The sequence below is a fragment of the Isoptericola sp. NPDC056605 genome, assembly GCF_042792795.1.
Classification (GTDB): domain Bacteria; phylum Actinomycetota; class Actinomycetes; order Actinomycetales; family Cellulomonadaceae; genus Isoptericola.
The window spans coordinates 15,399-36,223 of record NZ_JBHTVT010000025.1; the positions used below are offsets into that span (position 1 = coordinate 15,399).

Genomic DNA, 20,825 nt, shown 5'->3' on the forward strand with positions numbered 1-20,825 from the left:
CCCGAGACGGCGTCACCGGAGCCGGCGCGGGCGGGCTGTCGGAGTGGATGGCTACGCTCGGACCGTGCCGACGAAGCCCGCCTCCTCGACCGCCCTCCCGTCCGACGCGACGCCCACGGGCGAGTCGCGGGTCGCGCTGGTGCGGCGCGCGCGCCGCATCGACCGCGAGCTGGCGGTGACGTACCCGGACGCGCGCGCGGAGCTGGACTTCACGACGCCGCTGGAGCTGCTGGTGGCGACGGTGCTGTCGGCGCAGACCACGGACGTGCGGGTCAACGCGACGACGCCGGCGATCTTCGCCCGTTATCCGGACGCCGCCGCGTACGCGGGCGCGGACCCGGCGGAGATGGAGGAGCTGTTCAAGCCGCTCGGCTTCTTCCGCGCCAAGACGCGCTCGATCATCGGGCTGGGGCAGGCGCTGGTCGAGCGGTTCGACGGCGAGGTCCCGGCCCGCCTGGACGACCTGGTGACGTTGCCGGGGGTGGGGCGCAAGACGGCGAACGTGGTGCTGGGCAACGCGTTCGGCGTCCCTGGCATCACGGTGGACACGCACTTCGGGCGCCTGGCGCGCCGCTTCGGCTGGACGGACCAGGAGGACCCGGTCAAGGTCGAGCACGAGGTCGGGGCGCTGTTCCCGAAGAAGGACTGGACGATGCTGAGCCATCACCTCGTGTGGCACGGGCGACGGCGGTGCCACGCGCGGCGGCCGGCGTGCGGGGCGTGCCCGGTGGCGCGCTGGTGCCCGTCGTTCGGGATCGGGGAGACGGACCCGGTCGCGGCGGCGAAGCTCGTCAAGCCGGGGCCTCGGGGCTGACCCGGCCCTGACGGGGTGTCAGCGGGCGGCGAGGGCGTGCTCGAGCCAGTCGACGAGCAGCTTGCCGACCTCGTCGGGGGCCTCCTCGGGCAGGAAGTGCCCGGCGCCGTCGACGGTCTCGTAGCGGAAGTCGCGGGCGAGCGCCGCGCCGTCGACGGGAGCGTTGCGGGGGTCGACGAAGCCGTCCAGCTCGCCCTGCACCTGCAGCACCGGGACGTCGACGGGCTCGCGCAGCGCGGCGAGGTAGCGGCGGCCGTCGGGGCGCGGGGTCGAGCGGACCATCCAGCGCAGCGACTCCATCACGGTGTGCGCCGCGAACGGGATCCGCATCACGGTGCGGTACAGCTCGTAGGCGTCGGTGCCGAGGGGGCGCGCGGCGCCGTCGCGCAGCACGCGTGCCACCTGGTCGCCGTCGGTGAGCCGGCGCTCGGGCAGCGTGGGCAGCTGGTAGGCGGCGAGCTGGCGGCGGGCCAGCGGGGTGAGCAGCTGGCGGCCCGAGACGTGCAGGCGGGCCGGGTGCGGCGCGGAGACGGCGGCCACGGCCGCGGTCACGGCGGGCTGCAGCCGCGCCATCGACCACGCGGTGACACCACCCGTGCCGTGCCCGACGACGACGGCCCGGTCGTGGCCGAGGGAGCGCACCACGCCCGCCACGTCCTGCGTGCCGGTGGGGACGTCGTACCCGGACGGGGGCTTGTCGGAGGCGCCCACGCCCCGCAGGTCCATCGCCGCCACCCGGTACCCGGCGTCGGCGAGCTGCTCCATCTGGTGCCGCCACGCCCACCAGAACTGCGGGAAGCCGTGCAGCAGCACGACGAGCGGGCTGCGGCCGCCGTTCGTCCGGTCGGGCCCGGCGAGCGCGACATGGAAGCGCGCGCCGTTCGCGGGCACGAGCTCGTGCCGCCAGGGTCCGTCGACCAGGGCGCTGGAGAAGTCGCTGGAGTCCGACATCGCGGTCACCGGTCGAACCTACCTGGTGCGGTGCGCCGGGGCCCGTGCGGGCGCGCGGGTTCAGCGGGTGGGGGCCGCCCGCCCGGCCGCGCCCGTGCCGTCCGACGTCGTGGCGTCGTCCGCGTCGGCGCCCTCCACCGGCCGGGGTTCCTTGGGCGGGTCGAACCGGTAGCCGACGTTGCGGACGGTGCCGATGAGCTGCTCGTGCTCGGGGCCGAGCTTGGCGCGCAGGCGCCGCACGTGCACGTCCACGGTGCGGGTGCCGCCGTAGTAGTCGTAGCCCCAGACCTCCTGCAGCAGCTGCGCCCGCGTGAACACGCGGCCCGGGTGCTGCACCAGGTACTTGAGGAGCTCGAACTCCTTGTACGTGAGGTCGATGGGGCGGCCGCGCAGCCTCGCGGTGTAGCCGCCGGCATCGATCGCGAGGTCGCCGGCGGCGATCTCCTGGGGGCCGTCGTCGACGGGGCCGCGCTCGGACCGCTCGATCACGAGGCGCAGGCGCGCCTCCACCTCGGCGGGCGAGGCGGCCTCGAGCAGCAGGTCGTCGGCACCCCACTCGTGCGTGACGACGGTGAGCCCGCCCTCCGTGAGCACGAGCACGAGCGGCACGGTGAGGCCGGTGGCGTGCAGGAGCCGGCACGTGGTGCGGGCGGCGACGAGGTCACGACGCGCGTCGAGCAGCACGACGTCGGAGTCCGGGGCGTCCACCAGGGCGGACGGCTCCATGGGCAGCACCCGGATCCGGTGGTTCAGCAGGCCCAGGGCGGGCAGCACCTCGACCGACCCGCCGGACGCGGGCGTGAGGATCAGCAGCTCGGCCACCGGCACCTCCTCCCGGTCGTCGGACGGTCCGTTCGACAGCGTCCGACAGGTGCGTCCGCCAACGTACCGCGGTGCGGCGTGGATCACACCGCACCCGTCCCGGTCGTGTGACCGGTTCCCGCAGTGTGCCCCGAACCGTGTTGCGGGCGCGTTTCCGATCGGCGACCGGACTGTGACGGACGTGGCCGCGGCGTGGCGGCGGTGGGTCGCGGACGGGTCGCGGCACGGTCGTGGCACGGCTCGTGGCCCCGGGTCGTGGACGGCGGGGACGCCGCCCGCCGTCTGCGACACTCGTCGTCGTGACCGTGACCACCCGCGCCGTCTGGACGGCCGTCCTCTCCGCCGTCGTCGCGGCGGCCGCCGCCCTCGACGACTACGGGATCCTGCCCCTGACGGCGGTGGCCGGGGGGCTCGTGCTGCTCCTCGCGGCCGGCTGGGGCCCGTTGCTGCGGCTGCCGGCCCAGGGCGGGACGACGGTCGTCGTGGCGGTCGCCGGGCTCGGCGCGGTCGCCGTGGCGTGGGCCACCCAGGGCGAGCCGGTGCTGCGCAACGTGCCTCTGGTGCTCGCGATGGCGCTGGTGCTGGCGTTCGTCGCGGAGATGCTGCGCCGCGGCGGGCGGCCCCGGCTCGTGGAGTCCGTGAGCGGCACGGTGACCGGCGCCGTGGTCGCGGTGTGCTGCTCCGGCTGGGTGGCCGCGGGTCGCTCGGAGGCGGGCGCGGCGCTCGTGGTCGTGAGCGCGCTCGGCCTCGCGGTCGCCGCGGCGGTGTCGGCGACGCCGGTCGCGCGCGGCTGGGCGGGCTCGCTCGTGGGGGTGGCGCTGGGCGCCGTCGCCGCGGGCGGGGTGGCGACGCTCCTGCCGGCGATCGACCCGGTGAGCGGCCTGGTGGCGGGCGCCGTGACCGGCCTGGTGGTCGCGGTGCTGCGCCTGCTGTTCGAGCGTCAGCCTGCGCTGACGGGGCGCCGGGCGGTGCTGGCCGCGGTCACGGCGCCGGTCGCCGTGAGCGGCATCCTGGTGTTCGTCGTGGGGCGGCTCGTCGTCGCCTGAGCAGGGTCGCCGCCTCGCGGCGGCGGGCCCGGGGCGGGCGTCACGCCGGGCGCTCGACCACGCCCGCCAGGTTGATCGCCTCGCCGGCCAGCTCGATGCGCACCTTCTTGCTCACGAGCACGCCGCCGGCCTCGAGCGGGACGTTCCACACCAGCCCGTACTTCTCGCGCTCGAAGTCGGCCGCCGCGCTGAAACCGAAGATGTCGCGGCCGTACGGGTCCCGACCGGCCCCGCCGAACTCGGCGTCGAGCGCGATGGGGTGGGCGATGCCGCGGATCGTCAGGTTGCCGTGGAGCACGAACTTCGCGGACGTCTTCAGCGTGCTGGGGGCGGTGTCGGCGCGACCCGGCGTGCGGCCCTTGAGGCGGGCCCACGAGAAGATCGGGTCGACCTCGGTGCGCCACTCGATGCCCGTGCTGCGGAACTCGATCGTCGGGAAGTTCTCCACGTCGAGGAAGTCGGGGCTGCGCAGGTGCGCGTCGCGGTCCGGCAGGTGGGTGCTGATGGTCGCGGCATCCAGCGTCGCGGTCACCGACGACTGCAACGGGTCCTCGGCCACGCGGATGGTCGCGCTCCCCGACGAGAACTCGCCGCGCACCGGGCTCACCATCATGTGCATCGCGAGGAAGCCGAGCCGTCGGTGCTCCTTGTCGAGCACGTAGTCGCCGGCGGCGGGGATGACGAGGTCGTTCCAGGTCCTGGTGGACGAGGTCATGGATGGTTCTCCGTGGTCGCGACGTCGGCCGGCGCCGTGCGGGGCGGGCCTCTGGGGCACGTGCGCCCGCCGGCCGGCTCGACGGCAGGGCGTCACTGGATGCTTCAACGTTCAATCTACGGCACGGGGGGTGCCCGGCGGGAGTGCGTCCGGGGGCCGGGTGGTGTGCCTCACACCGGGTGCGCGGCGTCAGTAGACGAGCGCCTGGGCGCCCGGGCGCAGCACCTCCTCGGCGAACACGGCGGCCCCGGCGATGCGCACGCCGGGCAGGACGTCGTCGGGCCCGAGGCCGCGGCGGGCGGCGCACTGCGTGCAGAGGGTGACCGTGCCGGCGGCGAGGACGGCGTCGAGCAGGTCGCCGGCGGGCGCGGCGTGCTCGAGCGAGAGCTCCGCGACCCGGCCGGGGACGGCGAACCGCGCCGCCTCCCCGGTGAGCCACAGGCTCACCTCCGCGCCGGCGGCGACGGCCGCGGCCGCGACGGTGAGCGCCTGGTTGGCGGCCTCCGGCCGGTCCGTCCCCGACGTGGTCTTGATCACGAGCGAGCGCGCGGGCGTCGCAGCGGTGGGGGTGCTCATGGGCGGCGACCTTACTCACGCTGACCGATGCCGGGACGGCTGGGTAGGATCGCGGCATGTCGATCCACGCTCTCGAGGCAGTGTTCACCGGTCTGCTGGTCGTCGTGTCGGTCACGATCCTCTGGTTCGCCGGCTACGTCGTCTACAAGCTGTTCCAGGGCCAGCGCTGATGCCCTTCGCCTTCCCCGAGGGCCTCGCGCCCGAGGTCTACCCGCTCGCGTGGCTCGTGGGCCGCTGGCGGGGCGAGGGCGTGATCGAGTACACCGGCATCGACGAGACGCCGTTCGTGCACGACCTCGTCTTCGACCACGACGGCGGGCCCTACCTGCGCTTCGAGTCCACGCTGCGCGTGCGCTCCGCTGCGGCGGCCGACGGCGAGGGCACGCCCGGCGACGACGAGCCCGACACGGTCTGGTCGACGGAGACCGGCTACTGGCGCGTGTCGACCGACCGCCCGGAGGGGCTGGAGGACGACCGGCACGCGCTCGAGGTGCTCGTCACCGACGCGTCGGGCCGGCTCGCCCTGTTCCTCGGCGTCGCGGGCAACGGCCGCATCGACCTCGCCACGGACTTCGTGGCCCGCACCTCGACCGCCGCGGAGGTCACCGCGGCGAAGCGCCTGTACGGCCTGGTCGAGGGGCGCCTGATGTGGGTCGAGGAGCTCGCCGCGTTCGGGCACCCGCTCGGCTCGTACGCCTCCGCCCAGCTCGACCGCGTCGAGAACGACTGAGAGGGCGTCCGATGGACTCGCCGCTCCTGGCCCGACAGGGCGCCGTGGCTGCCACGGGTGCCGACGAGGGCGTGGCCTGGCACTACGGCGACCCGGTCGCCGAGCAGCGTGCGCTCGCCCGCGGCGGGGCCGTGGTCGACCAGTCGCACCTGGGCGTCGTGCGCGTCGCCGGCCCCGACCGCCTGTCGTGGCTGCACTCGATCACGTCGCAGGACGTGCAGGGTCTCGCGCCGCGCACCTCCACCGAGCTGTTCGTGCTGTCCCCGCAGGGCCACGTCGAGCACGCCGCGGGCGTCGTCGACGACGGCGAGGCCACCTGGCTGGTCACCGAGGGCGACCACGCAGCGCCGCTCGCCGCCTGGCTCGAGCGCATGAAGTTCATGATGCGGGTCGAGATCGACGACCTCTCCGCCGAGTACGCGGCGCTGGGGGAGCCGGTCGCCGCCGAGGGCGTCGAGGGCGAGCCCGTGACCTGGTGGGACACCTGGCCGCGCGTCGCCCAGGGCGGCACCCGGTACGGCCCGCCCGAGACGGAGCACCCGGGCCTCGACCGTCCGTGGCGGCTCGTCCTCGTGCCGCGCGCCGACCTGGAGGCCGCCGTCGCCGAGCGTGAGGCCGCCGGATGGCGCCTGGCCGGCACGTGGGCCACCGAGGCGCTGCGCGTCGAGGCGTGGCGCCCGCGGCTGGCGCACGAGGTCGACCACCGCAGCGTGCCGCACGAGCTCGACTGGCTGCGCACCGCCGTCCACCTGCACAAGGGCTGCTACCGCGGTCAGGAGACGATCGCGCGCGTGCACAACCTGGGCCGCCCGCCGCGGCGGCTGGTGCTGCTGCACCTGGACGGCTCCCAGCACGTGGTGCCCGAGGCGGGCGCGGAGGTCTTCGTGGGCGGGCCGGAGGGGCGTGCCGTCGGCACCGTGACCACGGTGGCGCGGCACCACGAGCTCGGGCCGGTCGCCCTCGCCGTGATCAAGCGGTCCGCCCCCGAGGACGCCGAGCTCACCGTGGTGGGCGACGTCGGCGGGCAGGAGCTGCAGGTCGCGGCCGCGCAGGAGGTCGTGGTGCCGGGCGACGGCGTCTCGGCCGACCGACCCGAGGCGCACGGGCCGCTGACGCGCGGCCTCACCCCGCGCGGGCCCGACGCCCCGCAGAGCCTGCTGTGAGGGGCCTGCTGTGAGCGGGCGCCCGTGAGCGACGAGCCGGCGGCCCGTCCCGCGGGCGACATGTCGCGGCGTGCGGGCGCCGCCGCGCGCGCGGCCCTGCGGACCCTGCCCCGGCGCATCCGGCTGCGGCAGGGCATCTCCCGGGTGCGCGTCGCGTTCTGGCCCATCGTCCAGGCGGCGCTGGCCGCGGGCGTCGCGTACGGGATCGCGACCGTCGTGCTGGGGCACACGCAGCCGTTCTTCGCCGCCATCGCGGCGTGGGTGTGCCTCGGGTTCAGCTTCGACCGCGAGCTGCGCAAGGTGGCCGAGGTCGCGGCGGGCGTAGCGCTCGGCGTCGCGCTGGGCGACGTCATGGTCCACCTCATCGGGTCCGGCTGGTGGCAGATCGCGCTGGTGATGGGGATCTCGGCCCTCATCGCCCGGTTCGTCGACCGCGGCCCGCTGGTGACCATCCAGGCGGGCGTCCAGGCGGGCGTCGTCGTGGGCCTGCCGGCCTCGGTGGCGACCAACGGCGCGTTCGGCCGCTGGACGGACGCCCTGGTCGGGGGCGGGGTGGCGCTGCTCGTCGCGCTCCTCACACCCGGCGACCCGCGGCGGCGCATCCGCGACCTGGCGCAGAGCGCGACCCGCGAGCTGGCCCTCACGCTGGAGTCCGTGGCGCTCGGCCTGCGCGACGGCGACCCCGACGAGCTCGCCGCGGCGCTGGTGCGCGGTCGGGCCGCCGAGAAGTCGCTCGAGGAGTGGCACGACGTCGCGACCAAGTCGGACGAGATCGCCCGGGTGAGCGTCAACCGCGTGCTCCGGGCGGAGATCACGCGGCTCACCGGCCAGGCGGTGCTGGTCGACCGGGCCATGCGCAGCGTGCGCGTGCTCGCCCGGCGCGCCCCGGCGACGCTCCGCTCGCTGGGGCAGCTGGGGGACGAGGGGAGCCACCGGGTGACGGCGGCGCCGCTGGCGGGCGGGCTCCCCCCGCCGCCGGAGGTCGACCCGACCGCCGACCCGGTGGCGGACCTGGTCGTGCGCCTCGCGCACGGCGTGCGGCTGCTCGCCGCCGCCCTCGGCTCGGGCACGGGCCTGGGGCAGGCGCGCGACGCGCTGCTCGACGTCGCGCGCGACGTCGACCCGCGCACCGTGGGCGAGGGGCACTGGCAGGTGCAGTCGCTGGTGCTGCTGCTGCGCTCGCCCGTCGTGGACCTGCTCGAGGCGGCGGGCCTGCCGCCCGAGGAGGCCCGGGACGCCCTCCCGGAGATGTGACGGCCCGCGGGCGGTCGGTCAGCGGTGCTCGACGACGTCCGTGTCGTCGGCGAGGAGCTGGTGGGTGAGCTGCTCCACGAGCTGGTCGACCTCGGGCTCGTCCCCACCGGGCCACTCGGCGACGTACCGACGCAGCCGCTGCCGCTCGGCCTCGCGGATCGACTCGGCGACGACGTCGCCGTCGGGGGTGACGAGGACGGCGTCGCCGTCCACCTCGACGAGTCCGCGCGCCGCCAGCGCCTGGGCGATGCGCCGCACCGTCTCGGGCGACACCTCCGTGCGCTCGGCCATGAGCTGCACGGACCGCTTCCGCTTGAGGGAGACGCGCGTGACCATCCACGCCTCCTCGGCGGTGAGGTCGTCGTCGCGCGCGATCGTCTCGTACACCTTGAGCGGGTCCAGCTTGCCGACGCGGCGCCACAGGATGAGGCGCAGCTCGTCGAGGGACGTCCGGGCGGAGCCGAGCGCGAACGACTCGCCCGCCGCCTGCCCGGCGGTGGTGGCGGCGTCGCCGCGCGTCGCGGTGCGCAGCTCGACCTCCGGCAGCAGCCACGTGAGGGCGAAGGCGAGCACGGCGATCGGCACCGCCCACAGGAAGACGACGTGCAGGGCGCCCGCGTACGCGTCCAGGAACCAGTCCTGCACCTCGGGCTGGCACTGCGCGAGGTTCTGGGTGGACGCGGCCAGCGCCGCGGGCCCGCACGGGCCCTGCGCCGTCGCCGGGACACCGGTGACGAGCGCGTCGGTGAGCCGGTTCGCGAAGATCGTGCCGAAGACCGCGACCCCGACCGACGACCCGATGGTGCGGAAGTACGTGGCGCCGGAGGTCGCGGTGCCGAGGTCCTTGTAGCTGACCGCGTTCTGCACGGCGATCACGAGCACCTGCGTGACCATGCCCAGCCCGGCGCCGAGGACGAACATGCTCAGCCCGGCCTGGAGCGTGGTGGTGTCGCGGCCCATGAGGGAGAGCAGGAAGAGCCCGCCCGCCGTGATCGCGGTGCCGACGATCGGGTAGACCTTGTACCGCCCGGTGCGGGAGATGAGCTGTCCCGACCCGATGGACGTGAGCAGCATGCCGAGCATCATCGGCGTCATCTCGAGGCCGGACTCGGTGGGCGTGGACCCCTTGACCGTCTGCAGGTACAGCGGCAGGTAGGTGATCGCGCCGAACATGGCGAAGCCGACGACGAACCCGACCACCGCGGACACGGAGAACACCTTGCTGCGGAACAGGTGCAGGGGGAGCACGGGCTCGGGGGCGCGCTGCTCGACGACGACGAACGCGACCAGCGACGCGACGGCGAGCGCGACCATCCCGTAGACCGGCCAGGACGCCCACTCCCAGGTGGTGCCGCCCAGGCTGGTGACCAGCACGACGGACGTGGAGATCAGGCCCAGCAGGATGATGCCGGCGTAGTCGATGCGGGGCTTCTTGCCGGCCTCGATGTGCGGCAGCACGGACGCGACGACGAGCAGCGCGACGATCCCGATGGGGATGTTGATGTAGAAGACCCAGCGCCAGTCGAGGTTGTCCACGAAGAAGCCGCCGAGCAGGGGGCCGGCGACGGACGAGACGCCGAACACGGCGCCGAAGAAGCCCTGGTACTTGCCGCGCTCCCGCGGGGGGACGACGTCGCCGATGATCGCCTGCGACAGCACCATCAGCCCGCCGCCGCCCACGCCCTGCACGGCGCGCCATGCGATGAGCTGGCCCATCGTCTGGGACGTGCCGGAGAGGATCGACCCGACGAGGAAGATGACGATGCAGGCGATGAACAGGGCCTTGCGCCCGTAGAGGTCGCCGAGCTTGCCCCACAGCACCGTGGTGGCCGTGCTCGCGAGCATGTACGCCGTCACGACCCAGGACAGGTGCTCCGCGCCGCCGAGGTCGGAGACGATGGTGGGCAGCGCGGTCGCGACGATCGTCTGGTCGAGCGCCGCGAGCAGCATCGCGAGCATGAGCCCGCCGAAGACGGCCAGCACCCTGCGCTGCGGCAGGGCCTCCGGCTCGGCGGGTGGTGCGCTCGGTGCGGCGGCCATCGCGTGCCCTTCCTGTCGGGCGGACGACGGCGTCCGCGCGATGAGCAGGTGTCCCGCTTGGCAGGCTCGCACGGTCTTCGGCGGAGGGCGCGGCGAACCGTCTCGGCACGATGTCGTGCACGTGCAGCACCTGTTGTCGTCGAGTAGTTGATGAGATACAGTACTTGTCGTGATGCAGCGAGCTGAACCTTCGACGGCGGACGACGCGTTCTCCGCCGACCTGCTGCGTGGCCACACCGACACGATCGTGCTCGCGACGCTGCGTCGCGGGGACCGCTACGGCTTCGAGATCTACAAGACGATCCGCGACGCCACGGGCGGGGCGCACGAGATCAAGGAGGCCACGCTCTACGCGACGTACCGCCGTCTCACCAAGGACGGCCTGGTCGAGGCCTACTGGGGCGACGAGTCCCAGGGCGGGCGCCGCAAGTACTACCGGATCACGGACGCCGGCCGCGCCGTCTACCGGCGCAACGTCGCCGCCTGGGTCGCCACCCGCGACGTCATCGACTCCCTCCTGCGCACGGACCCGCGCGCGGACTCGAGCACAGACAAGGACTCCTCCCGATGACCACCGTCCACCGCCTCCTCGACGACGCGTTCGCGGGCGTCGAGCCGTCCCCCGAGGTCCAGGACCTCAAGGAGGAGATCCGGGCGAACCTCGAGGCCCGGGCCGCCGAGCTGCAGGCCGAGGGAGCGTCGCCCGACGACGCCGCCCGCCGTGCCTTCGACGAGCTCGGCGACGTCCGCGCGATCGTCGCCGACGCGCAGGCGGACGTCGCGGCCCAGACCGGGGGCACGCCTCGCACCCCGCTCCAGGAGGCGTTCGCCGTCGCCCGGCAGCAGCGCGTGCGCCCGAAGCCCCGGTTCGTGCTGGGCGTCGTGCTCGCGTCGCTGGTGCTCGTGGCCCTCGTCGCCCTCTGCGTGCTGGCGGCCCTCGACGTCCTCGCCCTGCCGGGCCTCGTCGTCGCCGCCCTCCTGCTCACCGCGTCCAGCGCCGCCGGCTTCGTGGTCGGGTCGTCCCTCTCGCAGGAGACGACGACGAACCACCCGGTGCCGTCGCGACGCGCCGGCGGCTACTACCTGGCCACGGGCCTCGCGGTCTTCGGCCTGCTCCTCGCCGGGCTCACCCTGCTCGGCGAGTTCGAGGCGTGGGTGTACGTCGTCGCGGCGGCGTTGCTCGTCGTGGGCGGCGTGCTGTTCACGATGCTCGGCGTCACGCAGACCAACCGGAAGAAGGCGTGGGTGCGGGACGTCGCGCGTGCCCACGCGACCGGCCACGACTTCGACCGCTTCGAGCGGGACCCGGCCGCCGCCGCGCGGTTCGGCGTCTACACGCTCGTCATCTGGCTGACGGCGTTCGCCGTGTTCGTCGTCCTCGGCCTCACCGTCGGCTGGGCCTGGTCCTGGCTGACTTTCGTCGTCGCCCTCGCGGTGATGATGCTCGTCCTCGCCCGGATGCTCTTCAGGTCGACGGGCGAGCAGCACGAGCAGTGACAAGAACGGTCCCGGGCGACTGCCATCGCCCGGGACCGGTGGCTCGGGTCCGGTGCACGACCGCACCACGAGACGCACTCCCACCCTAGGGCGTGCGCCGGACCCTCCGACCGCTGGTCCACCCAGCAAGGAGGAGACATGTCCGCACGACCGACCTCGCCCGACGTCGCCATCGACGTCGCCGGCCTGACCAAGACCTACCGCTCCGGTCGCGGCGCACGCCCTGTGCGCGCGCTCGACGGCCTCGACCTGTCCGCCGCGCCGGGCAGCGTGCTCGGCCTGCTCGGCCCCAACGGCGCCGGCAAGTCCACCACCGTGAAGATCCTCGCGACGCTGTCGCGGCCCGACGCGGGCACCGCCCGCGTCGCGGGCCACGACGTGGTGCGCGACCCGGCCGCCGTCCGGCGCGCCATCGGCTACGTGGCGCAGCGCCCCGTGACCGACCCGATGGGCACCGGGCGCGAGAACCTCGTGCTCGCCGGGCGGCTGCAGGGGCTTGGCGCCCGCGACTCCCGGGCGCGGGCGGACGAGCTGCTCGAGCGCTTCGGCGTCGCGCACGCCGCCGACCGCCTGGTGAAGACCTGGTCCGGCGGGATGGCGCGCAAGCTCGACGTCGCCGTCGGCCTGGTGCACCGGCCGCAGGTGCTGTTCCTCGACGAGCCCACCACCGGCCTCGACCCCGAGGCGCGCGCCGCGATGTGGGCCGAGATCGAGCGCATGGCGGCCGGCGACGGCATGACGATCCTGCTCACCACGCACTACCTCGACGAGGCCGACCGTCTCGCCGACCAGGTGGTCATCGTGGACGCGGGCCGGGTCGTCACCGCGGGCACCCCCGACGCGCTGAAGGACGAGCTGCGCGGCGACGGCGTCACGGTCGAGCTCGACGACGAGGCCGCCGCGGCGGCGGCCGCACCGGTGGCCGCGCGCGTGCCCGGCGTCGTCGACGTCGCCGCGGAGGGGCGCGCGCTGCGGGCGCGCGCCGACGCGGGGGCCACCGCGCTCCCGGCGCTGCTCGCGGCGCTCGACGCCGCGGGCCTGGGCGTGCGGGCGGCCGGGCTGTCCCGGCCCACGCTCGACGACGTCTATCTGCGGCACACCGGCCGCAGCCTGGAGGCGGCCCACCGCTCGACGGCGGGCGCCGGGGTCGAGGGGGTGGCGGCATGAGCGCCCTGACGCAGGCCGCGCTCCTCACCGGCCGGCAGGCCCGGCAGGGCGTGCGCATCCCCGTGTTCATGGTGATGAACCTGCTGCAGCCGATGATCTGGCTGCTGCTGTTCGGGCAGCTGTTCCGGTCCGTCATCGAGATCCCCGGCTTCGCGGGCGGCGCCGACGTGACCTACCTCGAGTACCTCACGCCCGGCGTCGTCATGATGACGGCGATGGGCGGCGCGGCCTGGGCGGGCACGACGTTCGTGCAGGACATGGACCGCGGCGTGATGGATCGCTTCCTCGCCTCCCCGACCAGCCGCGGCGCGCTGCTGGCCGCCTCGATGGCCTGGTACGCGCTGCTCGGCTGCGCGCAGGCGCTGGTGGTCGTGGGCGTCGCGTGGCTCGGCGGGGCGCGGTTCCCCGGCGGCGGGGCCGGCATCCTGGTCATGCTGGTCGCCGCGGCGCTGCTGAGCTGCCTGTTCGCCGCGCTGTCGGGCGCCGTCGCGCTGCTCACGCGGCAGCAGGAGGCGCTCATCGGCGTCTCGCAGCTGCTCACGATCCCGCTGATGTTCCTCTCGTCGGCGGTGATGGACCCGGCCCTCGCGCCGGACTGGATCGCCACGGCCGCGCGGTACAACCCGTTCGACTGGGCGGTCGTCGTGGCCCGCGACGCCCTCCAGGGCTTCGCCGACCCCGGCACGGTGTGGCTGCACCTGGGGCTGCTCTCCGCCGCCGTCGCCCTGCTGGGCGCGCTCGCGTCGTCGGCGTTCCGCGCCTACCGCCGCGCCATCTGACGCCGAGGTGGCCCCGGAAGCGCCGAGGTAGCCCGAACCCTGCCGAGGTAGTTCGTGACACTGTGTCACGAACTACCTCGGCGCTTCTCGGACCACCTCGGCAGAGCTGCTGTTCGGCACCGGGCTGCGGACGGTACGGTCGTCGGTCATGGAGGTCTCCGTCAGCGCGCTGCGCGCCGAGCTCAAGTCGTGGATCGAGAAGGCGCGGGCGGGCGAGGAGGTCGTCATCACCGAGCGGGGGGTGCCGGTCGCCCGCCTGTCGGGGGTGCAGACGGCGGACCTCGTCGCCGGGCTGGTGCGCGACGGCCTGCTCACGCCCGCCGCCACCGAGCGGCCGGTGCACGCGGTGCCCGACGACGACGCGGCGGCCGCCCGGTCCGCCCCGCGCCCCGCCGCGCGGCCGGCGTCGCGCATGTCCGACCTGGTGCGGCGCATCCGCCGCTGACGACGGTCTCGGCAGCCCGACCGGCGGAACGAAGAACGGAGCACGATGGCCCTCGTCTACTTCGACGCGAGCGCGCTGGTGAAGCTGTGCGTGCGCGAGCCCGGCTCGGCGCTCGCGAGCGCGCTGTGGAACCGCGCCGACGTCGTCGTCTCGTCGCGGATCGCCGACGCCGAGGTGCGGGCGGCGCTCGCGGCCGGGGAGCGGGCCGGGGTGCTCGACCCGCTCGCGCGCCGTCGCGGCACCGCGATCTGGGACGAGCTGAGCGCCGGGCTGCACACCCTCGAGGTGACGCCCGAGGTCTCCGAGCGCGCCGCCGAGCTGGTCGCGTCGTGCCCCGTGCCGCTGCGCGGCGCCGACGCCCTGCACGTGGCCAGCGCGCTCGCCGTCGCGCACGAGGACAGCGTCGTCGCCGCGTGGGACGAGCACGTCGCGGGCGCCGCGCGCTCCCGCAGGCTCCGCGTGCTCCCGTAGGCTCGGCGGGTGATCTCCGCCGCCTTCGGATCCTTCCAGTACATCCTGCTCGTCGTGCTCGCGGTCGTGGTGTTCGTCGTGCAGCTCGTCGCGTTCCTCGATGCCGCCCGCCGGCCCGCGAACGCCTACGTGTCCGAGGGGAAGCTGAAGAAGAACATCTGGCTGATCATCCTCGGCATCGCCGCCCTCATCGGGCTGTTCGGCCTGCCGCCGATGCTCATGACCGCCGGGTCGTTCTTCAACGTCATCGCCGTGACGCCCGCGATCATCTACTGGGTGGACGTGCGCCCGCGGATCCAGCCGTACGGCACCGGCGGGGGGCGTCGCCCGCAGGGCCCGACGGGCGGCTGGTGACGTGGGCGAGGTGACGACGACGGGCTCGCCCGCGCCCGTCGCGCCCGTGGTGCGCGGCGCGGCCCCGCTGGCCGAGGTGGTGCGCGGCGACCTCGTGGAGTCGGTGCACCTGGGGCACCTCGTGGTGCTCGGGCCCGACGGCGGGGTCCGGCTCGCCCTGGGCGACCCGACGACGACGATCTGGCCGCGCTCGTCGGTGAAGCCGCTCCAGGCCGTGGCCATGCTGCGCTCCGGCCTCGACCTGCCCGGCCGGCTCCTGGCGCTCGGGGCCGCCAGCCACAGCGGCGCCCCCGAGCACCTGGCCGGGGTCCGCGAGCTCCTCGCCGGCGCGGGGCTGGACGAGTCCGCCCTGCGCAACACGCCCGACCTGCCGCTCGGCCGCGCCGAGGCGCTCGCCTGGCAGGAGGCCGGCCACGGGCCGGAGCGGGTCGCGCAGAACTGCTCGGGCAAGCACGCCGCGATGCTCGCGACCTGCGTCGCGGCCGGCTGGGACACCGCGTCCTACCTCGACCTCGACCACCCGCTCCAGCGCGCGGTGCGCGACGCCGTCGTCGAGCTGACGGGCGACGCGGACCCTCACGTCACCGTGGACGGCTGCGGCGCGCCCCTGTTCTCCACCACCGTGCTCGGCCTGGCGCGGTCGTTTGGGCGGCTGGCGTCCGCCGGCGCCGCCGGCACCACCGACGAGGGCGGCCGCGTCGCGCGCGCGATGGCCGGCCACCCGGAGATGGTGGCGGGCCGCGGCCGCGAGGACACGCTCGTCATGACCGCGGTGCCCGGGTCGATCGCCAAGATCGGCGCCGACGGCGTGTGCGCGGCGGGCCTGCCCGACGGGTCGGCGGTGGCGTTCAAGATCCTCGACGGCGGCGACCGGCCCCGCCCGGCGATCCTCGCCGCGGCGATGCGCGCGGCGGGGGCGGCCGGCGTCGCGGGCGCGGACGCCGCCGCGCTGGACGCCGTCGGCGTCACGCCGGTGCTGGGTGGCGGGGCGCCGGTCGGCGCGGTGCGCCCGGCCTTCGCGGCGGACGTCGCATGAGGGCCGTGCTGCAGCGCGTGTCGAGCGCGTCCGTCACGGTCGACGGCGAGGTGGTGGGGGCGATCGACCGGCCCGGCCTGCTCGCGCTCGTCGGCGTGACGCACGCCGACGGCCCCGCCGAGGTGGCGACCGTCGCCCGCAAGATCGCGGAGCTGCGCATCCTGCGCGACGAGCGCTCGGTGACCGACGCGGGCGCCCCGGTGCTGGTGGTCAGCCAGTTCACGCTGTACGGGGACGCGCGCAAGGGTCGCCGGCCCACCTGGAACGCGGCCGCGCCCGGCCCGGTGGCGGAGCCGCTGGTGGACGAGGTCGTGGCAGACCTGCGGGCGCGGGGGCTCGAGGTGGCCACCGGGAGGTTCGGGGCGGACATGTCCGTCGAGCTCGTGAACGACGGCCCCGTGACGATATTGGTGGAGACCTGACAAATCGCTGACCTGCGTCTTCGCGCAATTTTCGGGCTGATGCGGCAGAGTGGTGCCGCCGAGCACCGAGGCCCGGCACGAGACGGGAGGCCGACGATGACCTCGATCCGCGACAGCGCCGCGCCCTGGCAGTCCCCGCCGGGGGTCCGTGCGCGACCGGTCGCGCCGCAGGTCGTGCGACGGGTCTCGGAGCTCGTGGGCGCCGACCCCGAGGCCCTCGCCCAGACGCTCGGGCTGCTCACCCCCCACCAGCTCGCCGGCGTCGCCGCGCTGCCCGACCCGCTCCCCGTGACGGCCGCGGTGCGGGCGGCGGCCCTGGACGGGACCGCCGGCGCGCTCGACCCCGAGGACCGGCGCGTGCTCCTGGCCGCCGGGGTGCTCGTCCTGGACCGCGTCGACGTCCTGCTCGGCGCGACCGGCGCTTCCGTCGAGCGACTGCTCGCGCCGCCCCTGGCCGGGCACCTCCAGCTCGCCGACGGCCGGTTCCGAGTCGCGGACCCGCGGCTGCGCGCCGTCGTGCACGAGGACGCCGACCTCACCGAGCGCACGGCCGTGCACGCCGCGCTGGCGACCGAGCTGGAGCGCGCGGGGGAGCCCGGGGCGGCGCGGTGGCACGCCGCGCTCGCCACGCTCGCCGGCGACCCGGCCCTGGCCGACGGTCTGGTTCGCCTCGCCCGGCAGCGGCTGGGTCAGGGGTGCGCGGTCGCGGCGCACGCGGTCGCGCGGGAGGCGGCCAGCCACGGCACCGGCGACGTGCGGGCGAGGGCGTTCCTCGTCGCGGGGCGCGCCGCGCTGCTCGGGGGGCACCTGCACGACGCCGCCGGATGGCTCGAGCGGGTCGCGAGCACCGGCGTCGCGACGGTCCAGGACGATGCCGAGCGAGCCCGTGACGCGGTGCTCGCGCTGGTCGACGCCCGGCACCTGGACCGGCCCGGGACCGGGTCGGGGGCACCGTGCCCCGGCCCAGGTGCGGCCGGGCCGCTGCCGCCCGACGACGAGGACCCGCCGGGCGTCCGGCTCGCGCGCCTCGTCGTGCCGGTCGCGCGCGCCACGGTGTCCCCGGCGGACCGCGCCGCCCTGGCCGCCGTGGTCGAGGCGCTGGCCCGCCTCGACCGCTACCCCCGGGAGGCCGACGAGGTGCTGGCCCGGGCCGTCGTCACCGCCGCGCCGTACCGGGAGACCGTCGCCTGGGTAGGGGCGGACGGGCTCTCCCCGCTGGCGGAGGCGCACCTGCGGGTGGTGCAGGCGCTCGTCCTCCTGCGCGGCGGCGACGCCGAGCAGGCCGCCCGGGTGCTCGACGACGCCGCGGCGCGCCTGCCGGTGTCGCACGTCGTCGGCGGGCTCGCGGCCGAGGTGGCGCGCCGCACCGGCGGCTCGGACACCCTCGCCGCCGGGCTGCGTGCCGTCGGCCCGGACCCGGTCCCCGCGGCCGTCGCCGTCTGTCGCGACCTCGGGTACCCGCGCCCGGCCACCGTGCCGTCGCTCGTGGTGAGCGCGGTGCGCACCTGCCGGGGCGGCCGGGACGGGCTCGCGGACGTGTGGGCGCGCTGGGCGGACGTGCTCACGGCGCGGGAGCTCGACGTCGCGCGCCTCGTCGCGGACGGCCTGGCGAACAAGCAGGTGGCCGACCGGCTGTGCGTGTCGGTGCGCACCGTCGAGGTGCACCTGGGGCGCGTCTTCCGGAAGGTCGGCGTGAGCTCGCGCGCCGAGCTCACGGTCGTCGCGCTGCGGCCCGCGTCGTGACGCCGGCCTGACCCGGCCTCACAGCCGTGTCAGTGGTCGGTGCGACGCCGACGTGCGAGGCCGACGGCGAGGCCGCCCGCAGTCACGAGCGCCGCGGCCGCGGCGACCAGCCCGGCGACGCCCGCGCCCGTCTGCGGCAGGAAGCCCGACGCGGGCGGTGCGGCCGCGGGGGGAGCCCCGTCCGCGGGCACGGCGGCGGGGACCGTCGTGCCGGGCGTCGGGTCACCGGGTTCGCCCGGCTCGTCGGGCGGCACGGTGCCGGGCGGGTTGGTCGCGCAGCTCGGGGACGACGGCGGGTAGGCGGCGGTCATGGTGAGCTCGGGGTTCACCTCGAGCTTCACGTCCACGGACGGGCGCACCCAGTCGAACTCGTCGCCCTCCACCCAGACGCCGTTCTCGAGGCGCCAGCCGGGCCAGTCGAGCGGCGCGCCCGACGAGTCCACCACGGCGCCCGGCCACAGGACCCGGCCGCTCATCGGGAGGTCGGCCTGCACGACGTCGTCGCCGCCCGGGTTGAGCCACGTGATGGTCACGGTGGTGTTCTCGGTGCCCGTGGCGGTGACGGCGTAGCGGAGGTACGGCACGTCGCCGTCGCACTCCGGCTGGAAGATCTGCGCGGTGAGCGTCGGCTCCTCGGGCGGCGGGTAGTCGGTGCTGCTCGGGCTGCTGCTCGGGCTGGGCACCGTCGCGGCGAGGGCCGGTGCGGCGGCGACCGCGATCGCGCCGCTCAGGGCCAGGCCGGCGGCGGCGCGTACGGCGGTGCGTGCGTGGGCCATCTCGACTCCTCCGGGGGCGATGCTCTCCGTGCTCCTGGGTGCTGCCTGGGGCCCTCACGCTAGCCGCGCACCTCGATCGGCGACCCCGTCTCACCCGGGTGAAACCGCAGGCAGGACGCGTCTTCACCCGCAGGTCGGCACCTCGACGTCGAGCAGCCCGCCCGCCGTCGTCGTCGGGGTCGACCAGACCTCCAGGCGGCCGGGCGGCGTGCCACCCTCCTCGCCCGCCGGCGCGCCCGGCACGGCGAACCGCAGCGTGGCGCTCTCGCCCGGGGCGAGAACCACGGTGACGGACTGGGTGGGGCGTCCGTGCGTGGTGCGGGCCTCGCCGCCGACCGCGGCCCCGTCCCGTTCGACGCGCGGCGCCTCCCCGTCGCGGGGCCCCGCCACGGTCACGCCGAGGCTCAGGGTGCCCGGCGGGTGCGTGCCGCCCGGAACGCCGGCCACGTACGACGGCAGCACCGCGGCGGCGTCGTCGGGGGCCGTCGAGGCCAGCGTCAGCTCGAGCGTGTCCACCCGGCCGGCGTCGGTGCACTCCGAGCCGACGACGTGCAGCGACGAGTCCAGGTACGCCGACATCTTCCCGGCCACGTGGTCGGTGAGGAACACGCCGACGGCGTCGGCGGCGCGCGGGGCGGCGGCGTACGACCCGGCGACCAGCGTGCCCTCCAGCCGCGCCTCCTCGGCGGGGTCGGCCGACCACACCCGCACCCGGTGCTCCCCGGCCGCGCGCTGCAGGCCGGCGAGCAGCGTCGCCGGTGGGACGTCGTCGGACATGGACCGCGCGAGCACCGCGGCGGCGGCCTCCGCGAAGAACTGGTCGGCCGCCTCGGGGTCGAGGACGTCGTAGACGCGCCGCAGCAGCACGTCGACGGCGTTCTCGGCCGTCAGCTCCACGGTGTTGCGGCCGAGCGCGGTGGCGACGGGGCCCGACACCGGCACCCGCACGGGGCCCGTCTCGGCGAGCAGCTGGGAGAGCGCGACCGGGTCGGTGGCCAGGACGCCGTCGACCTGCTCGCCCTGGGCGCGCGCCCACATCTCGGCGGCCAGTGCGGCGGACGTCGGGAAGTCGGGGGTGGCCGTGACGTCCTGCACGAACATGCCGAGCCGGGCCGTGTACGCCTCGTCGTCGTCGGCGGACAGGGGGAGCACGGGGGAGCGGAACGGACCGACGGCAGAGGCCGCGACCTGGCGCACCACCTCGACGCGCCCGTCGTCCACCCGCAGCAGGACGAGCGCGCCCGGGATGCCGCCGCCCTGCCGCAGCTCGCCGGTGCTCATGCCCAGCAGGAGGTACGTGCGCGGTCCGTCCGCGCCGAGCATCGCCGGGCCGAGCGCGGCCGCGCGGTCTCCGGTCGCGACGGCGCCGGCCAGCTCGTCGACCCGGTCGCGCAGCGTCGCCACGGGGTCGGCGAGCTGCGGCAGCAGGGCGTCGGGGTCGACGGCGTCGAGGCGCGCCCGCGACGCGTCGACCGACGCCCGCGCCATCGCCATCCCGGGTGCGGCCGCCTGCAGCGGCGCGAGGTCGAGCCCGCCGTCCGGGGTGCGATCGGTGGCGGCCACGGCGTCGGCCAGGTCGGCCAAGGGGGGCAGCACCTCGTCGGTCACGTCGTCGAGCACGACGGCGACGTCGACGGCCGCCCCCGCCGACGGGCCGACCACGGGCAGTCGGGCGGCGAGCCACCACAGCGGGCCGTCGGTCGCCTCGCGCGCGATCGTGGTCTGCGCCCGCAGCTCCGCCAGGGCGGGGGAGGAGGCGAGCGTCGCGGGGGTGTCGCCGTCCGCCTCCGACCGGGCCCCGGCGCGCAGCTCCTCCGCCACCGCGGGCACCTGCACCGCGGCGCGGGTGAGGGCGCCGCGCGCGGCGAGCGCGTCGCGGACCAGGAGCACCGCGCACACGGCGACGACCAGCAGGGCCGCGACCGTGCCGAGCAGCACCCAGCGCACGGCGCGCCGTCGGCGGGGTGTCGGCGCCGTGGGCTCCGTGCTGGCGGGCGCCGCGCCCGTGTCGACGGTCATCCCCG

General features: G+C 75.9%; 22 protein-coding genes. 15 read left to right on the forward strand and 7 right to left on the reverse strand.

The window, feature by feature from the left end:
- The first annotated feature begins 64 nt into the window (after positions 1–64).
- Positions 65–814 carry an endonuclease III gene (nth, locus tag ACFQ8Y_RS19730; protein WP_430548530.1) on the forward strand — a complete coding sequence of 250 codons (750 nt, stop codon included), beginning with the start codon at positions 65–67 and terminating at the stop codon, positions 812–814.
- An 18-nt stretch (positions 815–832) separates the two neighbouring features.
- On the opposite strand, the gene ACFQ8Y_RS19735 is transcribed toward nth, so the two are convergent.
- Positions 833–1,765 (reverse strand): alpha/beta fold hydrolase, encoded by a 933-nt coding sequence (locus ACFQ8Y_RS19735; protein ID WP_430586535.1) that lies wholly within the window; start codon positions 1,763–1,765, stop codon positions 833–835.
- A 60-nt stretch (positions 1,766–1,825) separates the two neighbouring features.
- Complete coding sequence (locus ACFQ8Y_RS19740; RefSeq protein WP_430548531.1) at positions 1,826–2,587, reverse strand: winged-helix domain-containing protein; 762 nt, start codon at positions 2,585–2,587, stop codon at positions 1,826–1,828.
- 299 nt (positions 2,588–2,886) lie between these two features.
- On the opposite strand from ACFQ8Y_RS19740, the gene ACFQ8Y_RS19745 reads away from it, so the two are divergent.
- Positions 2,887–3,633, forward strand: coding sequence for a hypothetical protein (locus tag ACFQ8Y_RS19745; protein WP_430564499.1), 747 nt, complete (start codon positions 2,887–2,889; stop codon positions 3,631–3,633).
- Between the two features lie 40 nt (positions 3,634–3,673).
- On the opposite strand, the gene ACFQ8Y_RS19750 is transcribed toward ACFQ8Y_RS19745, so the two are convergent.
- A complete protein-coding gene (locus ACFQ8Y_RS19750; RefSeq protein ID WP_430548533.1) occupies positions 3,674–4,348 on the reverse strand; it encodes a YceI family protein in 675 nt (224 codons plus the stop codon).
- Between the two features lie 189 nt (positions 4,349–4,537).
- Positions 4,538–4,924, reverse strand: a complete 387-nt coding sequence (locus tag ACFQ8Y_RS19755; protein ID WP_430586503.1) for a DsrE family protein — start codon at positions 4,922–4,924, stop codon at positions 4,538–4,540.
- Positions 4,925–5,093: 169 nt separating this feature from the next.
- On the opposite strand from ACFQ8Y_RS19755, the gene ACFQ8Y_RS19760 reads away from it, so the two are divergent.
- From ACFQ8Y_RS19760 to ACFQ8Y_RS19770, 3 genes are read left to right on the forward strand one after another with little or no spacing between them, the layout of a single operon-like run.
- Positions 5,094–5,654, forward strand: coding sequence for an FABP family protein (locus tag ACFQ8Y_RS19760; protein ID WP_430586504.1), 561 nt, complete (start codon positions 5,094–5,096; stop codon positions 5,652–5,654).
- An 11-nt stretch (positions 5,655–5,665) separates the two neighbouring features.
- Positions 5,666–6,817, forward strand: a complete 1,152-nt coding sequence (locus tag ACFQ8Y_RS19765; protein ID WP_430548536.1) for a YgfZ/GcvT domain-containing protein — start codon at positions 5,666–5,668, stop codon at positions 6,815–6,817.
- Between the two features lie 24 nt (positions 6,818–6,841).
- On the forward strand, positions 6,842–8,071 hold the full coding sequence (locus ACFQ8Y_RS19770) for an aromatic acid exporter family protein (protein WP_430548537.1): 1,230 nt from the start codon (positions 6,842–6,844) through the stop codon (positions 8,069–8,071).
- A gap of 18 nt (positions 8,072–8,089) precedes the next feature.
- On the opposite strand, the gene ACFQ8Y_RS19775 is transcribed toward ACFQ8Y_RS19770, so the two are convergent.
- The gene (locus ACFQ8Y_RS19775) at positions 8,090–10,111 is read right to left on the reverse strand and encodes a DHA2 family efflux MFS transporter permease subunit (RefSeq protein WP_430586505.1); all 2,022 of its coding nucleotides are present in this window, start codon (positions 10,109–10,111) and stop codon (positions 8,090–8,092) included.
- Between the two features lie 172 nt (positions 10,112–10,283).
- Between ACFQ8Y_RS19775 and ACFQ8Y_RS19780 the strand changes: the two genes are divergently transcribed.
- The 10 genes from ACFQ8Y_RS19780 (at position 10,284) to ACFQ8Y_RS19825 (ending at position 18,025) form a co-directional block, all read left to right on the forward strand.
- The gene (locus tag ACFQ8Y_RS19780) at positions 10,284–10,682 is read left to right on the forward strand and encodes a PadR family transcriptional regulator (RefSeq protein ID WP_430549022.1); all 399 of its coding nucleotides are present in this window, start codon (positions 10,284–10,286) and stop codon (positions 10,680–10,682) included.
- A complete protein-coding gene (locus tag ACFQ8Y_RS19785; RefSeq protein ID WP_430586506.1) occupies positions 10,679–11,608 on the forward strand; it encodes a permease prefix domain 1-containing protein in 930 nt (309 codons plus the stop codon). Before ACFQ8Y_RS19780 ends, ACFQ8Y_RS19785 begins: the two co-directional genes overlap by 4 nt.
- 138 nt (positions 11,609–11,746) lie before the next feature.
- Positions 11,747–12,775, forward strand: coding sequence for an ABC transporter ATP-binding protein (locus ACFQ8Y_RS19790; RefSeq protein ID WP_430586507.1), 1,029 nt, complete (start codon positions 11,747–11,749; stop codon positions 12,773–12,775).
- A complete protein-coding gene (locus ACFQ8Y_RS19795) occupies positions 12,772–13,554 on the forward strand; it encodes an ABC transporter permease (RefSeq protein WP_430586508.1) in 783 nt (260 codons plus the stop codon). Before ACFQ8Y_RS19790 ends, ACFQ8Y_RS19795 begins: the two co-directional genes overlap by 4 nt.
- A 148-nt stretch (positions 13,555–13,702) precedes the next feature.
- On the forward strand, positions 13,703–13,999 hold the full coding sequence (locus ACFQ8Y_RS19800; protein ID WP_430564506.1) for a type II toxin-antitoxin system Phd/YefM family antitoxin: 297 nt from the start codon (positions 13,703–13,705) through the stop codon (positions 13,997–13,999).
- A 45-nt stretch (positions 14,000–14,044) separates the two neighbouring features.
- Positions 14,045–14,470 carry a type II toxin-antitoxin system VapC family toxin gene (locus ACFQ8Y_RS19805; protein ID WP_430548543.1) on the forward strand — a complete coding sequence of 142 codons (426 nt, stop codon included), beginning with the start codon at positions 14,045–14,047 and terminating at the stop codon, positions 14,468–14,470.
- A gap of 9 nt (positions 14,471–14,479) precedes the next feature.
- Positions 14,480–14,824 carry a DUF2516 family protein gene (locus ACFQ8Y_RS19810; RefSeq protein ID WP_429733949.1) on the forward strand — a complete coding sequence of 115 codons (345 nt, stop codon included), beginning with the start codon at positions 14,480–14,482 and terminating at the stop codon, positions 14,822–14,824.
- 10 nt (positions 14,825–14,834) lie between these two features.
- A complete protein-coding gene (locus tag ACFQ8Y_RS19815) occupies positions 14,835–15,860 on the forward strand; it encodes an asparaginase (RefSeq protein ID WP_430586509.1) in 1,026 nt (341 codons plus the stop codon).
- Positions 15,857–16,282 (forward strand): D-aminoacyl-tRNA deacylase, encoded by a 426-nt coding sequence (gene dtd, locus ACFQ8Y_RS19820; RefSeq protein WP_430548545.1) that lies wholly within the window; start codon positions 15,857–15,859, stop codon positions 16,280–16,282. The genes ACFQ8Y_RS19815 and dtd overlap by 4 nt, the downstream gene beginning before the upstream one ends.
- Positions 16,283–16,378: 96 nt before the next feature.
- Entirely contained in the window at positions 16,379–18,025 is a 1,647-nt protein-coding gene (locus ACFQ8Y_RS19825) for a LuxR C-terminal-related transcriptional regulator (RefSeq protein ID WP_430586510.1), read from the forward strand.
- 29 nt (positions 18,026–18,054) lie between these two features.
- Here ACFQ8Y_RS19825 and ACFQ8Y_RS19830 read toward each other — a convergent pair whose 3' ends face one another.
- Together ACFQ8Y_RS19830 and ACFQ8Y_RS19835 are read right to left on the reverse strand one after the other, a co-directional pair.
- Positions 18,055–18,801 (reverse strand): LPXTG cell wall anchor domain-containing protein, encoded by a 747-nt coding sequence (locus ACFQ8Y_RS19830; protein WP_430586511.1) that lies wholly within the window; start codon positions 18,799–18,801, stop codon positions 18,055–18,057.
- Between the two features lie 123 nt (positions 18,802–18,924).
- Positions 18,925–20,820 (reverse strand): DUF4012 domain-containing protein, encoded by a 1,896-nt coding sequence (locus tag ACFQ8Y_RS19835; RefSeq protein WP_430586512.1) that lies wholly within the window; start codon positions 20,818–20,820, stop codon positions 18,925–18,927.
- Positions 20,821–20,825 lie beyond the last annotated feature (5 nt).

Coding starts and splice junctions, on each gene's coding strand:
- ACFQ8Y_RS19765 (WP_430548536.1), top strand. CDS start 5,666: ATGGACTCGCCGCTCCTGGCCCGACAGGGCGCCGTGGCTGCCACGGGT.
- ACFQ8Y_RS19800 (WP_430564506.1), top strand. CDS start 13,703: ATGGAGGTCTCCGTCAGCGCGCTGCGCGCCGAGCTCAAGTCGTGGATC.
- dtd (WP_430548545.1), top strand. CDS start 15,857: ATGAGGGCCGTGCTGCAGCGCGTGTCGAGCGCGTCCGTCACGGTCGAC.
- ACFQ8Y_RS19795 (WP_430586508.1), top strand. CDS start 12,772: ATGAGCGCCCTGACGCAGGCCGCGCTCCTCACCGGCCGGCAGGCCCGG.
- ACFQ8Y_RS19775 (WP_430586505.1), bottom strand. CDS start 10,111: ATGGCCGCCGCACCGAGCGCACCACCCGCCGAGCCGGAGGCCCTGCCG.
- ACFQ8Y_RS19835 (WP_430586512.1), bottom strand. CDS start 20,820: ATGACCGTCGACACGGGCGCGGCGCCCGCCAGCACGGAGCCCACGGCG.
- ACFQ8Y_RS19830 (WP_430586511.1), bottom strand. CDS start 18,801: ATGGCCCACGCACGCACCGCCGTACGCGCCGCCGCCGGCCTGGCCCTG.
- ACFQ8Y_RS19780 (WP_430549022.1), top strand. CDS start 10,284: ATGCAGCGAGCTGAACCTTCGACGGCGGACGACGCGTTCTCCGCCGAC.
- ACFQ8Y_RS19805 (WP_430548543.1), top strand. CDS start 14,045: ATGGCCCTCGTCTACTTCGACGCGAGCGCGCTGGTGAAGCTGTGCGTG.
- ACFQ8Y_RS19785 (WP_430586506.1), top strand. CDS start 10,679: ATGACCACCGTCCACCGCCTCCTCGACGACGCGTTCGCGGGCGTCGAG.
- ACFQ8Y_RS19750 (WP_430548533.1), bottom strand. CDS start 4,348: ATGACCTCGTCCACCAGGACCTGGAACGACCTCGTCATCCCCGCCGCC.
- ACFQ8Y_RS19760 (WP_430586504.1), top strand. CDS start 5,094: ATGCCCTTCGCCTTCCCCGAGGGCCTCGCGCCCGAGGTCTACCCGCTC.
- ACFQ8Y_RS19790 (WP_430586507.1), top strand. CDS start 11,747: ATGTCCGCACGACCGACCTCGCCCGACGTCGCCATCGACGTCGCCGGC.
- ACFQ8Y_RS19735 (WP_430586535.1), bottom strand. CDS start 1,765: ATGTCGGACTCCAGCGACTTCTCCAGCGCCCTGGTCGACGGACCCTGG.
- ACFQ8Y_RS19825 (WP_430586510.1), top strand. CDS start 16,379: ATGACCTCGATCCGCGACAGCGCCGCGCCCTGGCAGTCCCCGCCGGGG.
- ACFQ8Y_RS19755 (WP_430586503.1), bottom strand. CDS start 4,924: ATGAGCACCCCCACCGCTGCGACGCCCGCGCGCTCGCTCGTGATCAAG.